The 24,007-nt window shown below is 38.3% G+C and carries 19 protein-coding genes and 5 pseudogenes; 11 read left to right on the top strand and 13 right to left on the bottom strand.

Annotated elements, in window-relative coordinates; all coding sequences use genetic code 11:
• Positions 1-31: 31 nt before the first annotated feature.
• The 3 genes from yjjG to P20652_RS11130 form a co-directional block, all read right to left on the bottom strand.
• On the bottom strand, positions 32-706 hold the full coding sequence (gene yjjG, locus P20652_RS11120) for a pyrimidine 5'-nucleotidase (protein WP_008167986.1): 675 nt from the start codon (positions 704-706) through the stop codon (positions 32-34).
• Between the two features lie 13 nt (positions 707-719).
• Positions 720-1,265 carry an inosine/xanthosine triphosphatase gene (gene yjjX / locus P20652_RS11125; RefSeq protein WP_008167985.1) on the bottom strand — a complete coding sequence of 182 codons (546 nt, stop codon included), beginning with the start codon at positions 1,263-1,265 and terminating at the stop codon, positions 720-722.
• A 319-nt stretch (positions 1,266-1,584) separates the two neighbouring features.
• Complete coding sequence (locus tag P20652_RS11130) at positions 1,585-2,484, bottom strand: phosphoribulokinase (RefSeq protein WP_008167983.1); 900 nt, start codon at positions 2,482-2,484, stop codon at positions 1,585-1,587.
• A gap of 157 nt (positions 2,485-2,641) precedes the next feature.
• Here P20652_RS11130 and P20652_RS11135 point away from each other — a divergent pair, with 157 nt between their 5' ends.
• Together P20652_RS11135 and P20652_RS11140 are read left to right on the top strand one after the other, a co-directional pair.
• Complete coding sequence (locus P20652_RS11135; RefSeq protein ID WP_008167981.1) at positions 2,642-3,517, top strand: hypothetical protein; 876 nt, start codon at positions 2,642-2,644, stop codon at positions 3,515-3,517.
• Between the two features lie 76 nt (positions 3,518-3,593).
• Complete coding sequence (locus P20652_RS11140) at positions 3,594-3,959, top strand: hypothetical protein (protein ID WP_007579906.1); 366 nt, start codon at positions 3,594-3,596, stop codon at positions 3,957-3,959.
• 77 nt (positions 3,960-4,036) lie between these two features.
• On the opposite strand, the pseudogene P20652_RS11145 reads toward P20652_RS11140, so the two are convergent.
• The 6 genes and pseudogenes from P20652_RS11145 to P20652_RS17905 all read right to left on the bottom strand — a co-directional run bounded on the left by P20652_RS11145 (position 4,037) and on the right by P20652_RS17905 (position 9,471).
• Positions 4,037-6,611: pseudogene (locus P20652_RS11145) on the bottom strand (M1 family metallopeptidase).
• Between the two features lie 127 nt (positions 6,612-6,738).
• A complete protein-coding gene (locus P20652_RS11150; protein WP_008167972.1) occupies positions 6,739-7,419 on the bottom strand; it encodes a hypothetical protein in 681 nt (226 codons plus the stop codon).
• 98 nt (positions 7,420-7,517) lie between these two features.
• On the bottom strand, positions 7,518-7,868 hold the full coding sequence (locus tag P20652_RS11155; protein ID WP_008167970.1) for a DUF2750 domain-containing protein: 351 nt from the start codon (positions 7,866-7,868) through the stop codon (positions 7,518-7,520).
• A 17-nt stretch (positions 7,869-7,885) separates the two neighbouring features.
• Positions 7,886-8,464, bottom strand: coding sequence for a glutathione S-transferase family protein (locus tag P20652_RS11160; protein ID WP_008167968.1), 579 nt, complete (start codon positions 8,462-8,464; stop codon positions 7,886-7,888).
• A 64-nt stretch (positions 8,465-8,528) separates the two neighbouring features.
• Positions 8,529-8,810: a peptidylprolyl isomerase gene (locus tag P20652_RS11165; RefSeq protein ID WP_007376961.1), complete on the bottom strand. Its 282-nt coding sequence runs from the start codon at positions 8,808-8,810 to the stop codon at positions 8,529-8,531.
• A gap of 84 nt (positions 8,811-8,894) precedes the next feature.
• A pseudogene (locus P20652_RS17905) lies at positions 8,895-9,471 on the bottom strand (glutathione peroxidase).
• 81 nt (positions 9,472-9,552) lie between these two features.
• Between P20652_RS17905 and P20652_RS11170 the strand changes: the two are divergent.
• The 3 genes from P20652_RS11170 (at position 9,553) to P20652_RS11180 (ending at position 13,334) form a co-directional block, all read left to right on the top strand.
• On the top strand, positions 9,553-10,038 hold the full coding sequence (locus P20652_RS11170) for a GNAT family N-acetyltransferase (RefSeq protein WP_008167963.1): 486 nt from the start codon (positions 9,553-9,555) through the stop codon (positions 10,036-10,038).
• Positions 10,039-10,159: 121 nt separating this feature from the next.
• Positions 10,160-12,154, top strand: coding sequence for an ATP-binding protein (locus tag P20652_RS11175; RefSeq protein WP_033017352.1), 1,995 nt, complete (start codon positions 10,160-10,162; stop codon positions 12,152-12,154).
• A 52-nt stretch (positions 12,155-12,206) separates the two neighbouring features.
• On the top strand, positions 12,207-13,334 hold the full coding sequence (locus tag P20652_RS11180) for a PleD family two-component system response regulator (protein ID WP_008167958.1): 1,128 nt from the start codon (positions 12,207-12,209) through the stop codon (positions 13,332-13,334).
• Between the two features lie 36 nt (positions 13,335-13,370).
• On the opposite strand, the pseudogene queG reads toward P20652_RS11180, so the two are convergent.
• The 4 genes and pseudogenes from queG to P20652_RS11195 form a co-directional block, all read right to left on the bottom strand.
• Positions 13,371-14,509: pseudogene (queG, locus tag P20652_RS20205) on the bottom strand (tRNA epoxyqueuosine(34) reductase QueG).
• A gap of 117 nt (positions 14,510-14,626) precedes the next feature.
• A pseudogene (locus P20652_RS11185) lies at positions 14,627-15,847 on the bottom strand (methyl-accepting chemotaxis protein).
• 58 nt (positions 15,848-15,905) lie between these two features.
• Positions 15,906-16,610 carry a glycerophosphodiester phosphodiesterase family protein gene (locus P20652_RS11190; RefSeq protein ID WP_008167952.1) on the bottom strand — a complete coding sequence of 235 codons (705 nt, stop codon included), beginning with the start codon at positions 16,608-16,610 and terminating at the stop codon, positions 15,906-15,908.
• The gene (locus P20652_RS11195) at positions 16,607-17,473 is read right to left on the bottom strand and encodes a DMT family transporter (RefSeq protein WP_008167951.1); all 867 of its coding nucleotides are present in this window, start codon (positions 17,471-17,473) and stop codon (positions 16,607-16,609) included. Before P20652_RS11195 ends, P20652_RS11190 begins: the two co-directional genes overlap by 4 nt.
• Before the next feature lie 159 nt (positions 17,474-17,632).
• Here P20652_RS11195 and P20652_RS20470 point away from each other — a divergent pair, with 159 nt between their 5' ends.
• The 6 genes and pseudogenes from P20652_RS20470 (at position 17,633) to rlmB (ending at position 23,979) form a co-directional block, all read left to right on the top strand.
• Entirely contained in the window at positions 17,633-17,803 is a 171-nt protein-coding gene (locus P20652_RS20470) for a hypothetical protein (RefSeq protein WP_008167950.1), read from the top strand.
• Complete coding sequence (locus P20652_RS11200) at positions 17,800-18,903, top strand: sensor histidine kinase (RefSeq protein WP_008167949.1); 1,104 nt, start codon at positions 17,800-17,802, stop codon at positions 18,901-18,903. Before P20652_RS20470 ends, P20652_RS11200 begins: the two co-directional genes overlap by 4 nt.
• On the top strand, positions 18,900-19,514 hold the full coding sequence (locus tag P20652_RS11205) for a DNA-binding response regulator (RefSeq protein WP_008167948.1): 615 nt from the start codon (positions 18,900-18,902) through the stop codon (positions 19,512-19,514). The genes P20652_RS11200 and P20652_RS11205 overlap by 4 nt, the downstream gene beginning before the upstream one ends.
• Positions 19,515-19,614: 100 nt before the next feature.
• Positions 19,615-20,349, top strand: coding sequence for an enoyl-CoA hydratase/isomerase family protein (locus P20652_RS11210; RefSeq protein ID WP_008167947.1), 735 nt, complete (start codon positions 19,615-19,617; stop codon positions 20,347-20,349).
• 423 nt (positions 20,350-20,772) lie between these two features.
• Positions 20,773-23,239 (top strand): annotated as a pseudogene (gene rnr / locus P20652_RS11215) (ribonuclease R).
• On the top strand, positions 23,236-23,979 hold the full coding sequence (rlmB, locus tag P20652_RS11220; protein ID WP_008167943.1) for a 23S rRNA (guanosine(2251)-2'-O)-methyltransferase RlmB: 744 nt from the start codon (positions 23,236-23,238) through the stop codon (positions 23,977-23,979). The pseudogene rnr and the gene rlmB overlap by 4 nt, the downstream one beginning before the upstream one ends.
• Positions 23,980-24,007 lie beyond the last annotated feature (28 nt).

Here is a 24,007-nt window from a genome sequence, read left to right as displayed (position 1 = left end):
TTTGGCATAATTAACTCAGTTCTTAAAGCCGCTATAGTCCTAATATTTCTTGTAATTGATGTAAATGATTAATTGTATACGTTGGCTTAATGCCTTCTGGTAATTGCTCACCAGGGTGCTGTAACCAGCAAGTATCAATACCGGTATTGTTGCCGCCAAGTATGTCACTTGCAGCAGTATCTCCCACCATAAGTATCTGGCTTTTATCTGGGTTACCCATTAGCTTAAATGTGTGTTCAAAAATCGCCTTATTAGGTTTTGCTATACCTACAAGTTCAGATATGACTAACCATTCAAACATATCTTTTAAGCCAGTGTGCTCAAGGCGTACGGTTTGTAATCGCGCAAAACCATTAGTGATAATACCTAACTTAGCATTTGGTTTAAGTTTGTTTAAAAGCTCAATAGCCCCAGGTAATGGCTCGCAAATTTGTGCCATAGAATCTAAAAAAGCATCGTTTAGCTCTTTTGCTGGCACATTTAGTTTTGAAGCCCACTCATTAAAGCGTGTTACTTGTAAGTAATCTGCGCTAATAGTGCCATTTTGATAATCAACCCATAGTTGCTTATTGGTTTTTTGATAATGAATGTAATCGTCTTGGCTAAAATCGACGTTGTAAGCTTTAAACATGCGAGTCATGCCCGCTAAAATATCAAACCTAAATAAGGTTTCGTCTGCGTCAAACAATACATAGTTGTATTTCATTAAACTTCCTAAATTAATTTTTTTTGCTGTATAGCTCAGAGTGAAAAAAAGGTGCCATAGCTAAAGTGAGTGCTTGTGTGTAAGTACTTTCGCGCGTGGCATGATTGTTTGTAAGTAGACCAATTGCGCCACCTTTTTGCTTAATATTGGTGGTATTAAATGCTTTGTCCATTACATCGCCAAGTTCTTCACCTTTAAGTAATGAATTATAAAGTACTTGGGGTAGAGGAAGGTTGCTACTACGTCCTACAACTTGATTTAAGGCATCATCAATAACTACGTAAGCAAAGGTTGCTGCACCATAGCTAAATTGCTCTGCACCGCCTTCCATTGCTACGTAATAGTGAGCTTGGTAGTGTTCTTTGCAGTAATTAACACGATTTTGCGCGCCAATACGTGTTTCATCTTCGCCAATGGGTTGATCAGGTACGTTAGAGGGAGCATTTACACCTTCACAATCAATAATATGTTCTGGAAAATACACAGCAAAAATATGTTTAGCGGCATTTATTTTTACAGGGTTTTTAGAACCGACAATAATTTTTAATGGTAGCGACATGCTGATCTCACTTTTAGCAAAATAAGCAGTGTACGTGAGTTAGCTTTAACAAAAAAGAGTCGGTAGGGATGTTGGTCCTTGGTGGTTGAATTTTCAGCAGGCTGTTTGGTTTTTAGGCAAGGCGGAGTCTATGTAGTGTGGTGCTCCCCATGAATAGGCGATAACGCAGTATAAATACCAAACATGCACTGCCCAAAGGGTTCTTTCTAGTGACTATTAACTCTTTTTTACTCGGCCCACTAGGTTACAAATCTCGCGCCGCGATTTAACCTTCCTTGGATTGAACAAATTTCAATCCACAAATATCAGCACGCCCTAATCAAATAGGTAAATCAAGTGGGGTTAGGTTTTCCAGTGCACGCTTTTTCAAAATAATATCTTTAATCAATGGCGTAAGTACAAGCTCCATTGCTAAACCCATTTTACCGCCAGGTACAACCAAAGTGTTTATTCGCGACATAAAGCTGCCTTCAATCATGCGTAAGTAATAAGGAAAATCAACATCTTCAATTCCTCTAAAGCGAATAACAACAAAGCTTTCATCAAGCGATGGGATATCTTTTGCGCTAAATGGGTTTGAGGTATCAACTGTAGGTACACGCTGAAAATTAATATGAGTGCGTGAAAACTGCGGAGTTATATGGTTTATGTAATCGTCCATACTACGCACAATTGAGCCCATAACTGCTTCGCGTGAATGTCCGCGCTCTGAGGTATCGCGTATCAGCTTTTGGATCCACTCAAGGTTAATAATAGGCACCATGCCTATGAGTAAATCGACATGCTTTGCAACGTCGACATCTTGATCTACTACACCACCATGTAAGCCTTCATAGAATAAAATATCGGTATTGAGATCAAGATCTTGCCAAGGTGTAAATGTTCCTGGAAGTTGATTGTAAGGTACAGCTTCATCAAAGGTATGTAAGTAACGACGCAATTTACCTTGGCCTGTTTCACCATAGTTACTAAATAGTGACTCTAGTGCGCCAAAGTCATTGGCTTCTCGGCCAAAGTAACTAATATGCTTACCTTCTTGTTGTGCTTCACGTACTTTTTTATCCATTTCAGGGCGAGTATAACGATGAAAGCTATCTCCTTCGATAAAAGCCGCTTGAATATTTAGGCTACGGAAAATATGTTTAATTGCATTAGTTGTGGTGGTTGTACCTGCACCAGACGAACCCGTTATTGCAATAATAGGATTTTTAGCTGACATGTTAATTCTCTTTTTTAGGACCAGGTTTTATAACCAGACTAAACTTAACACTATTTTAAGTCGTTTGGGTATCTAAAGAGTTGTTTGATTTAGCTCAAGTGACGTCATCAGTAAATAACGTTATCATGAGGTGCTTAAAATTAAAACGAGAGAAAGCATGAAACTTATTAAACCATTACATGGCTTAATTTCTATAGTCGCGTTTAGCCCGGCTGTGACGCAAGCTAATATGCCAAAAAGCCAAATATTACTTGCTGATTTAAATACGCCTTATGGGGTACAAGTTAGTATAGTGAGTGATAAAAATAGTTATAACAACCAACCGCACTTAACAAGTACAGGTTTATACTTTACGCATGAGGTTATTGCTGATGAGCAAAGCCAAACTGATATTGCTCATTACGATTTAACATCAAAAAAAGTTACCAATATAACCAACTCTCCCGTAAGCGAATATTCACCAACGGTTATGCCAAGTGGTGATGCGATATCAGCGATTGTTGTAGAGGTAGATGGTAAGCAAAAACTGTGGCAATACCCACTCAAAAGCGAAGATGCGCCAAGTCGTATTTTTGATTGGATTGAACCTGTTGGCTACCATGCTTGGGGCGTTCAAAGTGATTTAGTGATGTTTATTGTAGGAAAGCCTCATACTCTTCAATATACATCTATTGAAGAAGCGAAGGGAAAAATAGCGGCCAGTAATATTGGCCGAACACTTATTTATAATCACTCTACAGCTACATTTTTATTTAGTTACACTAAAAACGAGCAACACATTTTAGCTAGTTTTAATCCACAAGATAAACAAGCTGAAGATCTGCTAAGGTTACCTGCTCAAGTTCAAGATTTTATTTTGAAGGATGATGCGACTATTGCTTACGCAATTAAAAACCGTGTTTATAAACGTAAACTAGATGGAAGTGACGAAGTGTCGCAATGGCTTAACTTAAGCACTTACTGCGAAACAAATATAACAAGAATGAGCTACAACAATGAAAAGCTCGCTTTTGTATGTGATATAACAAAGTAAAGCAGACAAATAAATTCAGATTTTATTGTGTGTATGCGTTAATCTAATGCGCAAATTTAACTAATAGGGATTACACGTGGCTTATAGTGCAGACGAGCTAACAGAGCAGCTCATTAAATTACAGTGCAGAAGTAATTTTAAGATTAAAAATATTGCAGAGTACATGTTAGTAAACTCTAAAGAAGCATTTTACACCCACAGCGAAAGCGGTAAGGGTAAAATAGTCATTCGCCCAGCATTTGAAGTGTTTAGCGATGACTTTAGTGATATTGATGGCGTAACGCGTGCGCAAGGGTACTTTCATAGCAGCGAGATGACACGCTTTCCTACGCGCATTTTTAAAAGCGCCCAACCTATTCACTACGGTGTTGCGTTTAAAATAAATTCTGAGCAAGCAGCCAAAGATTTTATAGCCAAGCTAACTATGATTATTGGCAACTAATTTTATATAAAAAGTAAAAAGCCGCTGAATTTATATTCAGCGGCTTTTGTGTTTTTATAGCTTAATAATCCTAAGAGTTACTTACTTTTTAAGAAGCTATTAACCGATTCAAGTTCACGTGTTTTAAGCGCAATACAATCGTTTGTGCTTTCTTCAAGCTTACTTAATGTACGGGCGTAACCGGCTACATCGGCTACTTTTTCATTAAAAAAGGTCTTTGTTTTAGCTAAGCTTTCTGCATTACAACTTGCCGTTGTAAAGTACGGCAAGTTAGGAATAAAGAAAGGCGGTAAGCTTGCTGTTACTTTATCGTAGTTACTGTAAACCCAGTCAATAAATAACGCTTGGCGCTCATCTGTATAACTTTGACCTGACAAAATAGTACGCATGTCAGATGCCGTTACTTCATCCGTTAAGCTATAAGCTAATACCGCTTTTTGTAACTCAGGTTTACCAAAAAAAGCCCATTGCAGCAAGCATGTTAGTGCGTACTTGTGGATCTTTTGTGGTTTTAAACGTTGTCATGAATTGATCAAGTAGCGCTTTGTCACCATGAAAAGCAGCAAGAGTTAAGTACGTACCCGCTAAGTAAGGATCTACTTTTTGTGGATCTTTTAGATATACTTGTGTTTGTTCTTTGGCTTTATTAATGACGTTTTGATCTTCACCATCAAAACCTAAGCGTGATACAACGGCCGCACGAAGTTGTGCAATAGCTCCGTCTTCTCCCGCTTTAGCTTCTAAACCATATTTCTTAGCTGCAGGCGTTACTGCATTACGAATAAATTCAGGCCATAGGTCTTTATTGCTATCGTCTTTAAAAGTACGTTGTTGCGATACTAAGTAACCTAGTGCGGTATTTGCTACGCGAGGGTGGCTATCACTTACGAACACTTCAAGTGTTTGCATTAATTTAGCAGCAGATATAACACCAGCATCAAGAAGCGCGTCAGTGGCCGATAATAGCGCTAAGCGCTCACGGTCACTCAGTACACTTGGCGCCTTTTTAACAAGTGCGCTAAATTGTGCATCATCCATTACCCAGCGATAGTAGCCTAGCGCACCTTGGTCAGGATAAATCCACTCTGGTTCAAAGTCTAAGTCTAGCGTTTGGCTTTGTTTATTAAGCAGTACATTAGCTGTTTTTACTTTATCGCCAGCACCATATTTAATTGCAACCGGCACATTCCATAACTGCTCTGGCGCATCAACGCCTGCGTTTACAAAGCGGCTTTGTGAAATAGTTACTTTGCTACCTTGTTGAGTTACTTTAACTAGTGGGAAAGAAGACTGTTCGATAAACGATTTTAAAACACTCGCTACGTCTTTGTTTGATGCTTTACCAAGTGCCTCCCATAAATCAGCTGCTTCAGCATTTTTATAAGAAAACTCTTTTAAGTAGCTTTGAATCCCTTTTTGAAATGCATCTTCGCCAATCCAGTTTTCAACCATAGCGAGGACAGAGCTCCCTTTACTGTAAGCAAGACCTAAACCGTCCATGATGTCAGCTTCGGTTTTAATTGGCTTACGTATAGGTTTAGTACTCAAGCGTGCATCGAGTGCCATTACGTTGTTTTGTGGCAGGTCTAAGTGCGATTCAAACTCAGGGTTAAGCTGCTTAGTAATTTTTGCAGCCATCCAGCTAGCAAATGCTTCGTTTAACCATAAGTCGTTCCACCATTTCATGGTTACTAAGTTACCGTACCATTGGTGAGCAAGTTCGTGAGCAATAATTGATACATTACGTTGTTTTTTACTGCGTGTTGCGGCAGCTAAATCAACCAATAAAATATCTTCTCTGTAGGTCACTAAGCCTGAGTTTTCCATTGCGCCAAATGGAAACTCTGGTACCGCTACTGAGTCTAATTTTTTGTAAACGTAAGGAATACCAAAATACGCTTCAAGTGCGCTCAGTACTTTTGGCATGTTTTCTTTTGCGTATTGGGCTAAGTGAATTTTACCTTGTGGCGTAATTACACGACCAGGAATTGGCATGCCTTTAATTTCTAATTCTTCAAATGGGCCAACAGCCATCGCTACTAGGTATGAAGGGATTGGCGGTGTTTTATCAAAAAAGTGCGTGGTCATATCGCCATTAACTGTTGTTTTTAGTTCTGGCGTATTTGAATATACTTTTTGTGATGTAGGCGCAGTGATCGTTAACTGAAATGGAATTTTGTAACTTGGTTCGTCAAAAACAGGAAATGCACGGCGTGCATCACTCATTTCAAATTGAGTAAATAAGTAAGGTGTGCCTTGGTCTAATGTTTTGTATAAACCAACGCTTTGACGGTTGTATGGCGCTGAAAAATCAACTTTAAGTGTGTATTTACCCGGTTGAATTTGCTCATCACAGCTAAATTTTACTTTACCCGTTTTAAGCATTTCATTGTTTAAATCACAGTTTTCTTCGCCAAGCAGTTGCGCCATTTTAACAGCGTAAGCTACGCCATTTAACTCAATGTATTTTGTTGGCTTTAGTACTTCTAGGGAAATCTCAGTCATCCCTGTGAATGTATCTTGGCTCGGGTCGAGTGTTAACGACACCTGTTGTGAACTTGGTTTTGCGAGTTTTTCAATAACGAATTCGTTAGCGTTTGCAGCACCCATTGCCAAAGCAACGCTCACTGTTAAGAGGCTTTTAAGAAACATAGTGATCCCTAGATTGTTGTTGTTAGAAATTTCCCAAATAGATTGGGTACAGCTTATCGTACCAGCTTTTTTAAATGGAGTAATTGATTATGCCCATGGCTTTGAAGGTAAATGGTAACAAAGTTTGTCAGTGACTTTCGCGTGCTATAAATCGCTGCCAGCTTAGCTGAGAGTTTATAATACGTATTTGTTGAATAACGCTATTTAATAATAGGGGATCGTTAAATGTATCGGGTTGATACTCATTAAATCCCATTAAATAATTAAATGCATCTTTAGAGTTGGCTTGCAGGGCATAGATACGGACTTGTTGCTCAAAGTTGAGGCGTAAACTACTTATTGCTGTTTTCATACCGAGTTGGTCAATGTTTGGTATATCACATTTTTGCAGATAACCGGCTCGCTCACCTTCACCTGAAAACCAAATACGCACTTTTTCACTGTACCTACCCGTTTTAGCGGGTAAGTCGAACATTAATCGGTGTTGTTCTTTCGATTTTATGAACGCTATATACTCATTAAATCCAGCATTTATAAGTGCTTGATGTACAGGTACTAAACGAGGTTTTATTTTACCGTGGGTATGAAAATTAAAACATAAAACGTTTTTTTCAAGAGATAAATCGTCAAGTGTTAAGTAACCAATTTCATCACTGTAGGCACCACTATAATAGGCAATTAAGGGAAGCCAAAAATGCCAATGCTTTGGTTGCTCACGCGCAACTTTAAAATCACCGTATATATATCCACTATAAAGAGTGTGCAGTTCCATGGCTGAAAAAGGGCGGCGACCAAGATGGGTTTTCAACGTAATACCTTGAAAATAATGATGTGTTTTATTTTATACCCAACTAGCAGTAGATGCTAGTCGGGTTTTAACCGCTTTTAACGCAGGCGTATAAAGTCTTATTCGCTCAATGCGCGAGCTAAACCTGTAGGTTCAATCTCTACACATACTTGGTCATCATTCCAATTGATACCAACAAGTGCGTTATCTTCATTTAAGTCTTCAACCCATGCATCTAAAAATTCATCAAGGTTAATTTCTACTGGGCTGTAATCTTTCCACTCTTCTTTACACTGTGCTTTAGCTGCTGCTTCACTTTCCCAAAGAAGTAGTACGTCAGTTTCGTCAAATTGGTTAGAATCGCACACTACAAAGCCATTATCTTCTGCACCAAGTGCCCAAATTACTTCGCTAACACGTACTTTTTCTACGAAGTTAACTAGTTGTGATTCAATTTCGATATCGCTCATGTGTTTATCCTTTTAAATTAGTGACGAGGATTAGTATCTATTGCTGCTTGGCGTTCGCTGTGTTGCTTATGAAAAGCAACAAGCGCTGAATGCTGACTAAAGTCAGCTAATTCACGAAAGCAAATCCAATCAAGTAGGCAGTATAAACTGATGTTGAGGTATTCACAGCTTTTAAATTCTTCATCGCTTAAATGGGTATTTAAAAAGCTTAATGTTTGTTCAATACGTTCGTTTTGCAGGTTAAAAAATAATTTATCGCTTTTGGTGTCAAATCCAGAACGCCTACACAACACCATTTCTACTAGCGAGTCGTTACAGGCATTTATAGTCGTCAGTAAGTGCTCTTGAGGCCACGTTAGTTTGGGTTGACCTGTTTTTTCAAGTAAATAACGCAATATAGAATTAGAGTCGCTAAGTGTTAAGTCGCCATCTACCAGGATTGGGATTTTTCGAGCTGGATTTTTACTGGCCATAGTAGGGCGATCTTGCTCAGAAAATATATCTAAACTTACAAGCTCTAGTTTGCAGTTGTTTTGTTGTGCCCAAATTCTAATTCGACGCACGTAAGGTGAAGGTACAGACCCAATTAATTGCATAATTACTCCATAAAAAAGCCGCATAAGCGGCTTTTATTAAATGTTATTTACAGTTCAGTTAAATTTATTCTGAACGACTAGTAACTTCAAGTAAATGATAACCAAATTGTGTTTGTACAGGGCCTTGTACTTGGTTAATTGGCGCAGAAAATACAACTTTATCAAACTCTGGAACCATCATTCCAGGGCCAAATTCACCAAGAGCACCACCATCCTGACCTGAAGGGCAGTTGGAATGGTTTTTTGCTAATTCAGCAAAATCTTCACCCTGTTCAATTTTTGTTTTTAAGTCTAAGCATTGTGCTTCACTGTCTACAAGTATGTGTCGTGCGCTTGCAACTGTCATAAAATCTCCTGAATATAGTGTGGTTTTTTTAACCGAATTAAAATGTCATTCTAGTTAGTTTCAAATAATTGTACCAGTATAAACCTATTTATTAGAAAGCGCAGTTTCAATTGCTGCAACTAGTTGTTCTGAGTTTGGTAATACTTTGCTGTTAAACCGTAAAACTGTCTCACGGTCAGCAGACACTAAATATTTGTAAAAGTTCCAGTTAGGAGAGCTAGTTTGTTCGTTCAAATATTTAAAAATTGGATTTGCTTCGCTACCACGAACTTTGCTGGTGGCAAACATAGGAAAAGTTACGCCATAATTAATAAAACAAACTTTTGCTGTTTCTTTTTCATTATCTTCTTCTTGAAAAAAATCATCTGAAGGAAAACCCAATATGACTAAACCTTGATCTTTGTATTGTTGATGCAGTGCTTCAAGCCCTTTAAATTGGGGGGGTGAAGCCACAATTGCTTGCCGTATTGACTATTAATAAAGGTTTGTTTTTAAATTGACACAAATTAATAGCGTCTTTTGATCGAAGCTTTCGCATATCTACATTGGTAAAGTCTTGGCAGCCTCCAATAGAGTCCTGAATAATTGTTGGTGATGTTTGAGCTTGGATAGGTGCATTAATAAGAAAAGCAGTTAATCCTATTATAATTTTTTTTAGCATTTCATGGCCTAAACTTTTTGATTGTTTCATTGGATAATCATACGCTAATATGGAACAAATTGATCAACCTTCTAATTACCTATGACAACCCGTTTAGCAACTATTGATGATCTTAGTAAAATTGTAGCCATTTATAATGAAACCATTGCAGGAAGAATGGTAACTGCAGATACCGAGGAAGTAACCGTTGAAGAAAAACGGGACTGGTTTAATAGCCACAACGATAAAAGGCCTATTTACGTTTATTGCGAAAATAACCAAGTACTTGCTTGGGTTAGTTATAAATCGTTCTATGGTCGCCCAGCTTACGACGGCACAGTAGAAATGAGCATTTACATTACCAGTAAAGCACAAGGTAAAGGGCTTGGTAAAAAATTAATGATATTTGCCCAAACACAAGCTAAGCAACTAAATATTAAAGTATTACTCGGCTTTATTTTTAGTCATAACTTACCTAGTATTAAATTGTTTAAGCATTTTGATTTTGATATATGGGGCGAACTACCGCACGTTGCCATAATGGATGATAAGGCATATAGCCTCACTATTTTTGGAAAGCACCTTTAGTACATCACATTACAAATTTTGTAATGTTTTTTTACAATTTAAGTGCAAGGTTTTGTGCCAATTAAATAAAAATAGACTACGCTGTTAGTATATTAAGTTTATTAATTTGAAGTGTTAATTGATGATTCGAGAAATATTAATTATTGATAGTAGCAGTGTTATCGCAATGCGGGTAAAGGTGCTTTTAGAATTAATAGGATGTGAAGTCGAATTAATACATTTCAGTATGCTCGATATGTATATCAATATAGGCAAATACGACTTAGTTGTTGTTGCCCATGGCATACCGGTTGATTCTTTAAAGCCACTTTTGGAGCAAGTAGCACAAGAACGCTTTTTGCTACTTGCTCCAAAAGCAGAAAGTGGTGAGCAGTTAACTGCGTTTAGTGAACTAAATCATATTGCACCCAATGCAACGGTTATCTATCCTTTTTTTTCTAACAAAGAGATCACTTCTCTTTTAGAGAGCTTATTAGAACTGGGCTCCAATCATATTTTGAAATTGCCCACTATTTTGCTGGTTGATGATATCCCCGAACGTCTCGAAAAAATGAAAAGTAGCCTAGTTGGTGCTCACATAAAAACACATACGGCGAGCAATTCGGCAGAAGCTTTAGCAGTCAGCAAAAATAAAAAAATTGATATTTTAATTAGCAACTTTATTTTGGGTGATGGGACAGGCTTAGATATTTTTTCTAATTTAAAGTCTACTCAATCGCAATGCCGTTGTTTGTTATTTACTTCTCGTCCTGATCAGGTATCGATGATTGATGCTATTCGTAAAGGTGTTGAAGATGTATTAATTAAACCACTAAACGACAGTTTGTTACTTCAATCTGTACATAAATTATGGCAAACCGAATTACTAAAACGCCACAATGCAGAACTTGTCGAAAGGTTGCAAAATACGGTTGATGCACTGATTGAAAAAGACAGCTTACTTCAGGTTATTTATAAACATACACCAGATGCCATCATGTTATTTGAGAAATGCGGTAGAGTAATAGAAGCTAATGATGCCTGTCTAAAACTATTTAATTTACCGTTTAACGAACTTGAAGGAAAATCAGTATTTAACTTTTTAGATGATGATTCTACTCTAGGCATTAAAGATAAAATTTCGACATTAAATAATAATCGCCAGTTTAGCTGCGATTTGCGTTTATCCAAAATTGCCGGTGGTTATGTACCGTTAGTGGGCTCTTTTAACGAAATAGATCATCATGGCGAAATAGCCTTGGCTGTTATATTTAAAAATGTAACTCACCTCAAGCAAAAAGAAGATTTACTGCTTGAGGCTAAAGATCTTCTGGAAGAGCAAGTAAGAGCGCGTACCTCACAACTTGAGCACGCTAAAAATGTAGCTGAAGCTGCAAACTTAAGTAAATCTGAGTTTTTAGCTAATATGTCTCATGAGCTTCGTACACCCATGCATTCAATTTTAAGCTTTTCACGGTTTGGTTTAAGTAAATTAGCAACGGGTGATTTTGCAAAAGAAAAACTCATTAAATACTTGTCCCGTATAGAGAGTAGTGGCGAGCGTTTACTGTCGTTACTTAATAACCTGCTCGACTTATCTAAGTTAAATGTGGGCAAGTTTCCATTTAACCCTCGACCATATAACTTAGCTAATATTATTAAAACAAGCATTGATGACGTGTCAGGAACGGCAATGGAAAAAGACGTTGAAATAATATTTTCAGCACAGCTTCTTCCCGTAATTGCCCAGTGTGATGAGGAACAAATTAATCAAATTTTACGAAACGTGTTAGGTAACGCACTTAAATTTAGTGAGCCTAGAAGTAAAATAAAGGTGAGTTTAGAGTCAAGTAGCACATTTGCCACGATAGAGGTTATTGATAATGGTGTAGGTATACCAGAAAATGAGTTAGAAGATATTTTTACTAAGTTTGTGCAAAGCAGTAAAACAAATAGTGGGGCGGGTGGTACAGGGCTGGGCCTTGCACTGTGCCGAGAGTTTGTATCTTTACATCAAGGGCAGATCACTGCACTTAACAACAAAACAGGTGGTGCAACTATCTGTATAAAAATACCACTAGAAATAAATCTAGATGAACATTTGGCCGAAGAGAAAGCAACAAAACACACACACTAGTTACTTAATGGCATGCCAAGTAACGTTTAATAATTGAAATGGATGAAAAATTATGGCTTTAACTAAAATACTTGCCGTTGATGACGAACCTTTTAACCTTGAAATTATTGAAGAGATTTTAGAAGATCTTAATTTTGAATTACAGTTAGCAACGAGTGGACCCGAATGTTTAAGCATGGTTGAAGACTATATGCCTCAAGTAATATTACTTGATGTAAGCATGCCACAAATGAACGGCTATGAAGTATGTAAAGAACTTAAAGCCAACCCAAATACAGCACACATTATTGTTATGTTTGTGTCGGCTCGAGGCACAGTTGAAGAGCGTATGGAGGGCTACTCAGTTGGCGCAGAGGACTACATTGTAAAACCTTTTGGTCATGATGAATTAAAATCAAAGCTTAAAAACTTAAATCAAGTACTTATTGAAAAACAAAATCTTGAAAAACAAGTTGAAGACGCGACCTCGACTGCGTTTAATGCAATGGCTAACAGCAGCGAAATGGGGCAAATAGTTAATTACGTTGAACATATAGGCTTTATAAACGATCCTGAAGAGTTAGGTAAAGCGCTAATAGATTGCTTACAATCTTTCGATTTACAAAGTAATGTGGAGTTTAGAACAAATGATAAAGTTAGCCATTTTGCGTTAAATGGCGTGTGTTCACCTATTGTTATTGAGCTATTTGAAATGCTTAAAAATAAGGGGCGCTTACATGAATTTTCGCATCGAATTTTAGTTAATTATGAATTGATCAGTTTACTTATTTTAAATATGCCAGATCACGACCCTGACAAGCATGGGCGTATACGCGATCATGTGTGTTTTATTGTCAGTGTTACCGAGCAACAGTTGCGCGCAATAATGACCAAAAAAATGCTTGAATTACAACAGACAAAACTTAATAAAGTGGCAAGCACTGTGCATAGTAAGTTTCATGGGTTAATTAGCTTGTTAAATGAGAACCGTCAAAATAACGAAAAAGTATTTAAGCGGTTACAAGAAGAGTTGGAAGAGCGGATCCCTTCAATGGGGTTAGATGAAGATCAGGAGGTGTTTATTTATAAAAAAGTAGATGAAACGATCCAAAATTCAGTAGCAAGAGAGGAATCTGTTAAACAAGTAAAAGCAGCCTTTATAGAAATAGAGCAAAACTTATCGCTGCTTCTAAAGAACTAAGCTCAATAATGTATTCTAAAGGCTTACACAAACGCACTATGCGTCTCTGGGTAAGCCTTTCTCTATGATTCTAATTAACCTCTGTGTTTTACGAAGCTTAACTCGTTGCTTATCATTTTGCTGAGCGAGTGCCCATTGAATATGTTCTAAAACAAGCTCGCTACACTCACTGCTTTTATTTTCTAAGGCATATATAATAGCAGGGCTAAATTGTGCATTACCTAACCCTACAGCTAAATTACGCAACCAACGTTCATGACCAATTCGTCGAATAGGGCTGCCTTCTGTATTTTTTAAAAATGTAGCTTCATCCCATGCAAATAGCTCAAGTAAATCTTTATCTTTTAATTGGGTTCGTGGATGAAAATCTTGCTCGTCGGTTATTTGCCCGTAACGATTCCATGGACATACTAATTGGCAGTCATCACAGCCATAAACTCGATTACCTAGTAAAGCTCTGTATTGCTCAGGAATAGAACCTTGGTGCTCTATTGTTAAGTAAGATATACATTTACGCGCATCAACAACATAAGGCTCTAAAATTGCACCTGTTGGGCAAAGGGTAATACAGGCAACGCATTTACCACAGCCTTCAAATGTGTTTTCTGCGTCTATTGGGAGAGGTAAATCAACAAATAGTTCGCCTAAAAAAACCACGAACCGGCTTCTTGATTAATTAATAAAGAATGTTTCCCACGCCAACCTAGCCCTGCTTTTTCAGCGAGTTGACGCTCAAGCACAGGAGCTGAATCAACAAAAGGCCTAAAGCCATACTCGCCAATTTCTTGTTCTATTTTTTGGCCTAGTTTTTTTAACCTATTACGCATTAATTTATGGTAATCGCGCCCTAAGGCGTAGCGGCTAATATACGCTTTTTCTTTATTTTTTAGTGTTTTTGCAAAACCTGCATCGGGCGGGAGGTAGTTCATTTTTACTGATACAACACGTTGGGTGCCAGGCACTAACTCTGCTGGGCGAGCGCGTTTCATACCGTGCGCCGCCATATAATCCATTGAGCCGTGGTAGCCTGCATCAAGCCAACGTTGTAGTTGAACTTCATGCTTGCTTAAATCAATATCAGTAATACCCACTTCGCTAAAGCCAAGCTCTTGCCCCCAGTTTTTTATTTGCTGGGCTAATTTTGGATAGTCAGGGGTTGGATTGCTCACACACATTCACACACGTTAAATAGTCGCCCTGTAATTTAGCATATTTATAAGGCTGTGTTGAGGATTACGCACCAATATTCGTTCAAACGCAAACTGCGTTAAACACACAAAGACTCAAAGCAACTAAAGTACAAAACGCTTTAATTGCTGCTGAGTTTGTAAGCTTAATTTTTGTGATAATTGACTATCGGCAAGAGCTGTATCTATTTGCTGTTTAGCCTGCTCGCCTAGTTCAACAATTTGCTCTACCGATTGATGAGTTTGATTTTGCGTATCTTCAAGTAAATGCACTGCGTTGGCAATTTGTTGTAATTGCTGTTGATTACTCTCAAATTCGTCTAGCATTTTGCTAAATCCATCCGAGGTTGCACAAATTGAGCTTTGTGCATTTTTAGAGTGTTCAATAAGTTGCTCTGACTCTTTATTTGTTTCACTTACCAAGTCGTTCATTTGATTTATAAAATCACTGATTTGGCGGGTTGCTCCGCTTACTTTAATTGAAAGAGTGCGTACCTCATCGGCAACTACCGCAAAGCCTCGACCTGCCTCTCCGGCTCTTGCGGCTTCTATTGCTGCATTTAGTGCAAGTAAGTTGGTTTGATCCGAAAACTCTTCAACCATTTTTAAAATACTACGAATATTTTCACTGTTTTCTTTTAAGCCACCAACAGTGCGTGCAAAACTGCCCAGCATATCTGTAATTAATTGTACTTGCTCAACTAGTTTGCTGAGCTCTTGAGCCGAGAGCTTAACAAAGGCTAAGTGCTCATTATTTACGGTGTGGACACTGTCGGTATTGCTCACAATATCTTGCAAACTTTGCGTTATTTGGTTACTGGCGTCAATAATAGTGTAGCTTAATTGAATTTGCTGCTCGCTTGAGTTTTCAGTACTTTTCATCGACTCTGTAACAGCATTATTACTTTGTGAGCTGGCCTCAGCGCTGGTGTAAGTTGTGTTAAGTAGCTCGCCTAAATGGCTGGTGAAATGATTATATTGGGTACTTAATGTTTTAAATTCGTCGTATGAAAAGTGCGGGAGTTTAGCGTTTAAATTGGCATCTTGTTGGTTAATTTTAATAAGCGTATCGCACATTGCTTTTACAGGGCGCACAATTAAAAAACGCATATAAAAAAGCGTAAACGCAAAGCCTGCGACAATAACCAATGTTAATAGCCAAAAAAGGCCTAGGTTTTGTTGCTCACTTAGGCTGCCATGCAGACCAAAATAAAGTAATAGCCTAGAAACAAAAATACAAAACTTAAGTTACCAACAATTTTACGACGTTAAAGTAAAAAAGAAAGTTTGTTCAATGTAATTATAAATTTTCATTAAGCCACTCATCTTGCTTAAACCTATGTTTGAACGCTTTCACTCAGGCTTTAGCAAGGTATAAGCGACTCTATTTATTACTTAACGATAGCAAATATGCTTTAGATTGCATGGGGTAGTTAGTAAAAATCCCGTCTATACCGTACTCACGCATAAGTGCTATATCTTGTGTTTTATCCACAGTATAGGCGTAAATTTCAAGCCCTCGTTGTTTAGCGTCATCTGCAAATGCTTTATTAATGAAGTTCTTATCCACATGCACACTAAACGCATTTAAATCTTGTGCAAACTTTGCGTAATTAATAGGGATGGAAGACGTTAATGCGCCTATTTTTAACCAGGGTAAACGTTTTTTAAGCCACAGTAGTTGATGATGATCAAACGAAGACACTAAAATATTAGCACATGATATTTTTCCAGCACTTATGTTTTGCTCTAGCTGACTAACAAACTTTTCAAGTTCAAAAGCATGTTTAAGTTCTAAGTTGAGTAATGTTTTATCGTTATTCCAATCGAGTAACTGCTGCAGGGTAGGTACTTGCTCACCATTTCCGGCATCAAGTTTAGCAATAGTTGTCGCGTCAAACTCATTAACTTTACCAGTGCCATTGGTGGTTCTATCAAGCCATGAATCATGTATTACCATGTAATCATCAATAGCGCTTTGTATATCTACTTCAATCCCATCCACGCCTATTTTTAGTGCTTCTAAAATAGCGCTTTTAGTATTTTCAGGAAAATTCCCGCTTGCGCCTCTGTGTGCAAATACTTTCATTGTCGAGCCTTTTGTGTGATTGACCAAGTTTCAAAGCAAGCCGCACTAACAATTAATATGCCACCTATAATTGTCATTAAGGAAGGGCGCTCATGGATAATTATTATCGCTAGTAATGTGCCATATAGAGGTTGTAAACAAGCAATTAAACCAGCTGTTGCTGCCGATAAATGCTTTAAACTGGCTGCAAATAATGAATGAGGTGTTGCTGTGAAAATAATGCCCGCAATCAAAATTAAAGTCAGGTCTTTATTACTTACCTCATAGATGGGGACCTCAATAAACGCACATAACATAATACTCGCTACTAAGGTTTGATAAAACATTGTTTGCGGACCACTGTACTGGCTAAAATAGCGCTTGTGAGTAATGTTTCTTAACGCAAAAAATAGACCCGAGAATACTCCCATTGCTATTCCCAGCGTTACATCATCACCTAAATTGGCGCTTGGAACTAATAAATATATACCCAATACAACAACGGCTGCACTGAGTATATCTTTAGCTTTAGGTTTACTTTTATTAAAGAGCGGCTCTAAAAAAACAGTTACTACAGGATAGCTAAAAAATGCAAGCATACCCACAGTAATGCCCGCCATTTGCATGCCTGCAAAGTAAGTTACCCAATGTATACCTACAGCTACGCCTAGCAACAAAACGATTAAATAATCTTTCGGTCTGTTTAGTTTAATCGGCTTTTTTTGTAAATACAGCATAAACAAAATAGCCATACCGGCTACCGCTGTTCTATAAACGGTAATATCTATGGCATTTAAATTAATTAGTTTTGCAAAAAGGGCGGTTCCGCCAAAAAGTAATACGGCAATGTGTAAGTAAAGTAGGCTTTGCTGCTGAGCTTGCATTTAGTTTCCTTGCTATGTTTTTTGAGCATATTAGCATTGGTTAAAAATTCTTTAGATTAATTTTTTCATGCATGACAAATGTCAGAAAAGTTAATGACATTTCACACTCATATTATTTTTAGGTGCTGGCATAGTTATCGTATTCAAATGGAGGTAACCATGAATTCTTTAATTTTACTAAGCCTAGCTATTAGCGAGTTTTTTGATGCGCTAAATTTTACCCTTACTTATCTTAATTACTTTATGCTGATGAGCATTTTTATGTTATCTATATTTATTAATAAAAATAGCGCTATAAATAAAAATAATATACCTGAGGTATTAGCATGAGTTCGCTAAGTAGCTTTTCTCAACAAACAGATAAAACGTTTTGGAAATACGGCCATTTAATATTTACAGGCTTTTATTTATTGCCATTAATTATTAATTTTGACCGATTTACAACAAGCCAAATTACCCTATGTTTAGCTTTTTATATTGCTTTTATTATTTTGTATATAAAGGCAATAAACTGCGATAACACAAAAATAACCACCTTATTTATAGCTTTGCTCGCAATTTGTTTTAGCGCCACTTTTTTCACCTCTGGCACACCTACCTTATATGGTTTTGTTGCCTATGTGGCAGGGTATAGTTATAACCAAAAACAGCGATTTTACGCCGCATTAGCCATTATAGTCGCGCTTTTTGCAAGTTCGTACCTAAGCGATATGGGAAAGCTTCAGTACTTTTTAGCGGTTGCCTTAATATTAAGTGCCGCCTTATTTAGCTATGGGATTGCAGCAAAAAGAGAGCGCGAACATAAAAAACGCGAGCAAGAAAGTGCAAATCAATTAGAGCAACTAGCAGCTATTGCTGAGCGTGAACGCATAGCACGCGACCTTCACGATATTTTAGGCCACTCACTGTCATCTATTGCATTAAAGGCAGAGCTTGCTAGTAAGCTAAATCAAGGCGAGCGCTACAAGCAAGCCAATAACGAAATAGCCCAAGTGGCCGATCTTGCAAGGCAGCTACTTAGCGATGTGCGCAGTGCCGTAAGTGACTTAAAAGAGCTTAATTTAGTAAACCAAGTTGCTCAGTTAAAGCAAAGGTTACTAGAGCAAGACTTTAACGTAACGTTTAACGTTGAGCTATCTGTGCTTCCTGCCAAGGTAGAGGGTATTGCTAGTTTAATAATTAAAGAATCAGTTACTAACTTATTACGCCACAGTTCAACTAAAAACTGCGAGATAACCATTGAGCAAAGAAACAAGCAGTTACTTATTGAAGTGATAGACTATGCTCCCTGTAGTAATCTTAAAGCAGGCAATGGCTTAAACGGTATAACAGAGCGAGCAGAGCAACTAGGAGGCAGTGTAAAGTTTACCTGTGGCGAACGTTTTACTTTAAATGTAGCACTACCAATTACAGCTAAGGATTTACAATGATCAGAGTATATTTAGTGGAAGATCAGGCGCTTGTGCGCGACGCAGTAGCAGCATTGTTAGGGCTCGATTTTAATATTGAGATTATTGGGCAAGCAAGTAACGGGCAAGATGCACTAAACGCTATTAATGCGCTCAATGAAGATGCATTGCCAGATATAATTTTAACCGATATAGAAATGCCAACCATGAATGGTATAGAGCTCTGCGAAAAAATAGCAGCTAAATTCCCCGCTATTAAAATGGTGATCATGACCACGTTTTCACGCTCTGGGTATATTAGGCGCTCGCTAAGCGCAGGTGTTAAAGGATTTATATTAAAAGAGGCCCCGAGTGATGAGCTTATAAACGCGCTTAAAAAAGTGATGCAAGGGCAAAAAGTCATTGACCCAGAGCTTGCCATTAATGCGTTAGATGACGCTGACCCACTAACCGATAAAGAGCGTAAAGCGCTTAAACTTGCAAGCGACGGGCTTAAAACAAGCGACATAGCCAAGCAGTTATTTATTAGCGAAGGGACTACGCGTAATTACCTATCGGACGCCATTGCTAAATTAAATGCCACTAACCGAATAGATGCCGCACGTATAGCCAAACAAAAAGGGTGGCTTTAAATAGTAGGTTTATAAATTATAAGCAAAGTATTACTATGTTACTTATAAAAGTAACGAACGGCGCTTAAAGTTGGCTTAAAAAGCGCTAAAAGAGGTTTTAATGGCTAATTTAATAGAACTAACAATTAAAAATAACACCGCTATACTGACTATGAATTCTGCTGAAAACCGCCACAATCCAACGTTTTTGACTGAATTTAATTTACACCTTGACCACATTGAAGCCGATCAAAATATTAAGTCTGTTATTTTAACGTCTTCAAGTGATAAAAATTGGTCACTGGGTATTGACCTCCAATGGATGTCCGATCCAAGCATTTTACCTGCAGCAATTTCTGACTTTATGATTCAAATAAGTGACTTATTTAAACGTATAGTCACGTTTCCTATGCCTATAATTGCAGCGTTAAATGGGCATACTTATGGTAATGGTTCTGTACTTGCCTGTGCGTGCGATTTTAGATTTATGAAGTCAGACAAAGGCTTTTTTTGCTTTCCTGAAGTGGATGTAATGGTGCCGTTTGTACCGTCGATGTTTCCTATAATTAATAAAGCTATTTCGCAAACATTTTTCAATCGTTTAGCTATGTCAGGAGAGCGTGTTGGTGCACAGCAGTTGCTAGACAATAAAGTGGTTGAAGCTGTGTTTGTAAATAACGACGAACTACAAGCGGGTGTACTTGAGTTTGCCCAGCAGTTTAATAAAAACCGCTGGATTTACGCTCAAAATAAATCACAAATGAACAAACAAATTTTACTTACAATGAAAGAAGAAGACCCAATTTTCATCGATAATATAAGTAAACTGCTCTGGAAAAACCTACAAAAAAAATAGTATAAATAGCCTGAACTCTGGTTAAGAGATTTACTAACGTATTGAATCATGTTGATATTTAAATTTATTTTCTTTAGCAAGAGTTTTTCAGTGAAAACAAGGCGAATTTACGCGTCAATAGCTGGCCTATTGCAAGTATATTCAACGCTGTTAGCGCTGAAAATAGCTGCTCGAGATAGATTTATTATCCAGAGCTCAGGTTATAAATAAGTATTTAGCGCGAAAGGGTTTTAGTATTGCTACGATATGACTAAACACTTCGAAGTTAAGGGGTCGTTAAGCCCCATTTCGCTAGATTTTTAAACTATACAGCAAGATAAACAGCAAGGTAAAAGTGCTTTCTTAAAAGTTTAATCGCTTTTACCTGTCTCATTATAACTATATGGGTTAAAATACCTACATAACCAACTAACAAGATAGTGAATGTCAAACCAAGATCCAAATCTCAGTCGAGAACAAGAAAAGTACGAAAACCCAGTCCCTAGTCGTGAGTTTATACTTACTCACCTTCAAGAGCGTTCAAAACCTGCTAACTACGCGCAATTATGTGAAGAACTAGCAGTAAATGATGACGAACGCCAAATAGCATTTAAACGCCGACTTCGCGCTATGGAGCGTGACGGACAGCTGTATTTTAATAAATTTAAATGCTATGCCCTAATTGACGAAGCCGGTTTAACCAAAGGCAAAGTAATAGGCCACAGAGACGGTTTTGGCTTTTTAGAAGTTGAAGGCGAGAGTAAAGATTGGTTTATTGCTAAGCACCAAATGAATATGGTGCTCCATGGCGACATTGTACTGGCTAAGGGCACTAAACGTGGCTCTGGCTCAAAATGCGATGCACGTATTATAAAAGTGCTTACTAACGAGCGCGCGCCAATTGTTGGCCGTTACTTTGTAGAGCATGGTGTTGCCGTTGTGGTCGCTGAAGATCCGCGCATAACGCAAGATATAATGATTTTACCATGCAATGAAAACGGTGCCCGCCATAACCAAATGGTGCAGGTTAAAATCACGCAAAATCCAAGCCGTAATATGAATGCCGTAGGTAAAGTTGTTGACGTATTGGGTGAGCATTTAGCCCCCGGTATGGAAATTGAAGTCGCACTGCGCAATCACGATATTCCACATGTATGGCCAGAAGAAGTTGAAGCACAAGTTGCTCACCTAGGTGAATTTGTTGAAGAAGCTGACAAACAAGGCCGTGTAGATTTACGTGACTTACCACTTGTAACTATTGATGGTGAAGACGCTCGCGACTTTGATGACGCCGTATACTGTGAACCTAAAAAATCGGGTGGTTGGCGTTTATGGGTAGCAATTGCAGACGTATCGCATTATGTAGGAATGAACACGCCGCTTAACAAAGAAGCCATAACGCGCGGTAACTCAGTGTATTTTCCTGAGCAAGTAATTCCTATGTTACCAAAAGTGCTTTCTAATGGATTATGTTCGCTTAATCCAAAAGTAGATCGCTTATGTATGGTTGCCGAAATAACCGTATCGAGTGCGGGTAAACTTTCGGGCTATAAGTTTTACGAAGCGATAATGAACTCGCATGCACGTTTAACTTACACCAAAGTAAATGCCATTTTACAAAACGACGAAAAACTACGCGAAGAATACTCAGCCGTAGTGCCGCATTTAACTGACTTACAGCAAATGTACATAGCACTTAAAGCAGCACGCCAAGAGCGTGGTGCCATTGAGTTTGAAACCCTAGAAACACGTTTTGTATTTAACGCTCAGCGTAAAATAGAATCAATAGTGCCAGTTATTCGTAACGACGCGCACAAACTCATAGAAGAGTGCATGATTTTAGCCAACGTTTCGGCGGCTAAATTACTCGAAAAGTACGAAGCAAGCGCACTTTATCGTGTGCACGACGAACCAGACGGCGAAAAATTAAGTAACTTTACTAAGTTTTTAGGCGAGTTAGGTATAGAAAGTACTTTAAGCGATGAGCCAACACCAAAAGAAATAACCCAAGTGTTAGCGCGATTAGGTGACCGCCCAGAAGCTGAACTAATTCAAACTATGCTACTGCGCTCAATGAAACAAGCCGTATATCAGCCAGATAACATTGGTCACTTTGGTTTAGCATTATCGGCATATGCGCATTTTACATCGCCAATTCGTCGTTACCCAGATTTAGTTGTGCATCGTGCTATTAAAGCTGTATTAAAAGCACAAGGCCAGCAAACATCTGGCGAATATGCGTATACCGATGATGAAGTAGATCAATTAGGTGAGCAGTGTTCTACAACAGAGCGCCGCGCCGATGATGCAACTCGCGAAGTAGCCGATTGGCTTAAATGTGAGTTTATGCAAGATCACGTAGGTACTGAGTTTAACGGTGTTATTTCATCGGTTACTAATTTTGGTTTGTTTATTCGTTTAGACGATTTACAAATTGACGGACTGATCCATGTTACTAACTTAGGCGACGAATTTTTTGCACACGATGCTGCAAAACATTGCTTAATTGGCGAACACACCAATACTGTATACCGCCTTGGCGATAAAGTAACAGTAAAGGTTGCATCGGTTAGTTTAGACGATCGCCGTATAAACTTAACGCTTAAAGGCGATGTTGCACAAGACCGATACTCACGCCGTCGTGCGCCAAAAGGCGCAGAAAAATCGGGTCATGCATCAGCAAGTGTGCGCTCGCAACTAAAAGCAGGCAAAGTACCGGGTAAAAAATCGCACAGCGATGACAAACCAAAAGGTAAAAAAAGCCAGCAAATAAAGATAAAGGTAAACCTGCAAATAAAAAAGCAGCAGACACCGCAGTAAAGAAAAAACCGAAAAAAAGGCAGCTAAAAAGCCTAAAAGAGCAGGCAAAAATGCCCGTAAACGTACTAGCCCAGGAGCAGATAATACGTGAGTAATGAATTAATTTTTGGCTTTCACTCTGTTGAAGCAATTTTAGCAAGCGAACCAGAACGTTTTGTAGAAATTTACGCCCTTAAAGGTCGCGATGACAAACGCTCAACACCGATTATTGATGAAGCACTTAAATTTGGTATTTCAGTACAGTTTATGCAGCGCAAAGCCCTTGATAACAAATCAAAAGGTGAGCAGCATCAAGGTATTATTGCTAACGTAAAAGCAGCGCCTACGTTTAATGAAAAAGATCTTGATGCGATCATCGCTCGTGAAGACACACCGTTTTTACTTGTGCTTGATGGCATTACCGATCCACATAACTTAGGTGCATGTTTGCGTAGTGCCGATGCAGCGGGTGTTCACGCTATAATTGTACCTAAAGATCGTTCTGCCAAGCTTAACGGCACAGCACGTAAAGTTGCTTGTGGCGCAGCCGAAACAGTACCGCTTATTCAAGTTACTAACCTTGCACGTACGCTTCGTGAAATTAAAGATGCAGGCGTATGGGTTGTAGGCACTGCTGGCGAAACTGATAACCACGTATTTGATGCAAGCTTAACGGGCCCAATGGCTATTGTTATGGGCGCAGAAGGCGAGGGCATGCGACGCTTAACGCGTGAGCATTGCGATATGCTTGTTAAAATCCCAATGGCGGGTACTGTTTCAAGCTTAAACGTATCGGTAGCTACGGGTATTTGTTTGTTTGAAGTATTACGCCAACGTAACGCAAATAACTAATACCTAATTTAAATTAAGTATTAAAAAA

The organism is Pseudoalteromonas sp. BSi20652 (genome assembly GCF_000239855.1).
In the GTDB taxonomy this organism is placed as follows: Bacteria; Pseudomonadota; Gammaproteobacteria; order Enterobacterales; family Alteromonadaceae; genus Pseudoalteromonas.
This window is presented reverse-complemented; position numbering and strand designations above follow the sequence as displayed.

Excerpts from the sequence above, each read along its gene's own strand:
- P20652_RS11135 (WP_008167981.1), top strand. The coding sequence starts at position 2,642 with ATGAAACTTATTAAACCATTACATGGCTTAATTTCTATAGTCGCGTTT.
- P20652_RS11180 (WP_008167958.1), top strand. The coding sequence starts at position 12,207 with ATGGCTTTAACTAAAATACTTGCCGTTGATGACGAACCTTTTAACCTT.
- P20652_RS11170 (WP_008167963.1), top strand. The coding sequence starts at position 9,553 with ATGACAACCCGTTTAGCAACTATTGATGATCTTAGTAAAATTGTAGCC.
- P20652_RS11195 (WP_008167951.1), bottom strand. The coding sequence starts at position 17,473 with ATGCAAGCTCAGCAGCAAAGCCTACTTTACTTACACATTGCCGTATTA.
- P20652_RS20470 (WP_008167950.1), top strand. The coding sequence starts at position 17,633 with ATGAATTCTTTAATTTTACTAAGCCTAGCTATTAGCGAGTTTTTTGAT.
- P20652_RS11200 (WP_008167949.1), top strand. The coding sequence starts at position 17,800 with ATGAGTTCGCTAAGTAGCTTTTCTCAACAAACAGATAAAACGTTTTGG.
- P20652_RS11160 (WP_008167968.1), bottom strand. The coding sequence starts at position 8,464 with ATGCAATTAATTGGGTCTGTACCTTCACCTTACGTGCGTCGAATTAGA.
- P20652_RS11210 (WP_008167947.1), top strand. The coding sequence starts at position 19,615 with ATGGCTAATTTAATAGAACTAACAATTAAAAATAACACCGCTATACTG.
- yjjX (WP_008167985.1), bottom strand. The coding sequence starts at position 1,265 with ATGTCGCTACCATTAAAAATTATTGTCGGTTCTAAAAACCCTGTAAAA.
- P20652_RS11205 (WP_008167948.1), top strand. The coding sequence starts at position 18,900 with ATGATCAGAGTATATTTAGTGGAAGATCAGGCGCTTGTGCGCGACGCA.
- P20652_RS11175 (WP_033017352.1), top strand. The coding sequence starts at position 10,160 with ATGATTCGAGAAATATTAATTATTGATAGTAGCAGTGTTATCGCAATG.
- P20652_RS11190 (WP_008167952.1), bottom strand. The coding sequence starts at position 16,610 with ATGAAAGTATTTGCACACAGAGGCGCAAGCGGGAATTTTCCTGAAAAT.
- P20652_RS11155 (WP_008167970.1), bottom strand. The coding sequence starts at position 7,868 with ATGAGCGATATCGAAATTGAATCACAACTAGTTAACTTCGTAGAAAAA.
- P20652_RS11130 (WP_008167983.1), bottom strand. The coding sequence starts at position 2,484 with ATGTCAGCTAAAAATCCTATTATTGCAATAACGGGTTCGTCTGGTGCA.
- P20652_RS11165 (WP_007376961.1), bottom strand. The coding sequence starts at position 8,810 with ATGACAGTTGCAAGCGCACGACACATACTTGTAGACAGTGAAGCACAA.
- yjjG (WP_008167986.1), bottom strand. The coding sequence starts at position 706 with ATGAAATACAACTATGTATTGTTTGACGCAGACGAAACCTTATTTAGG.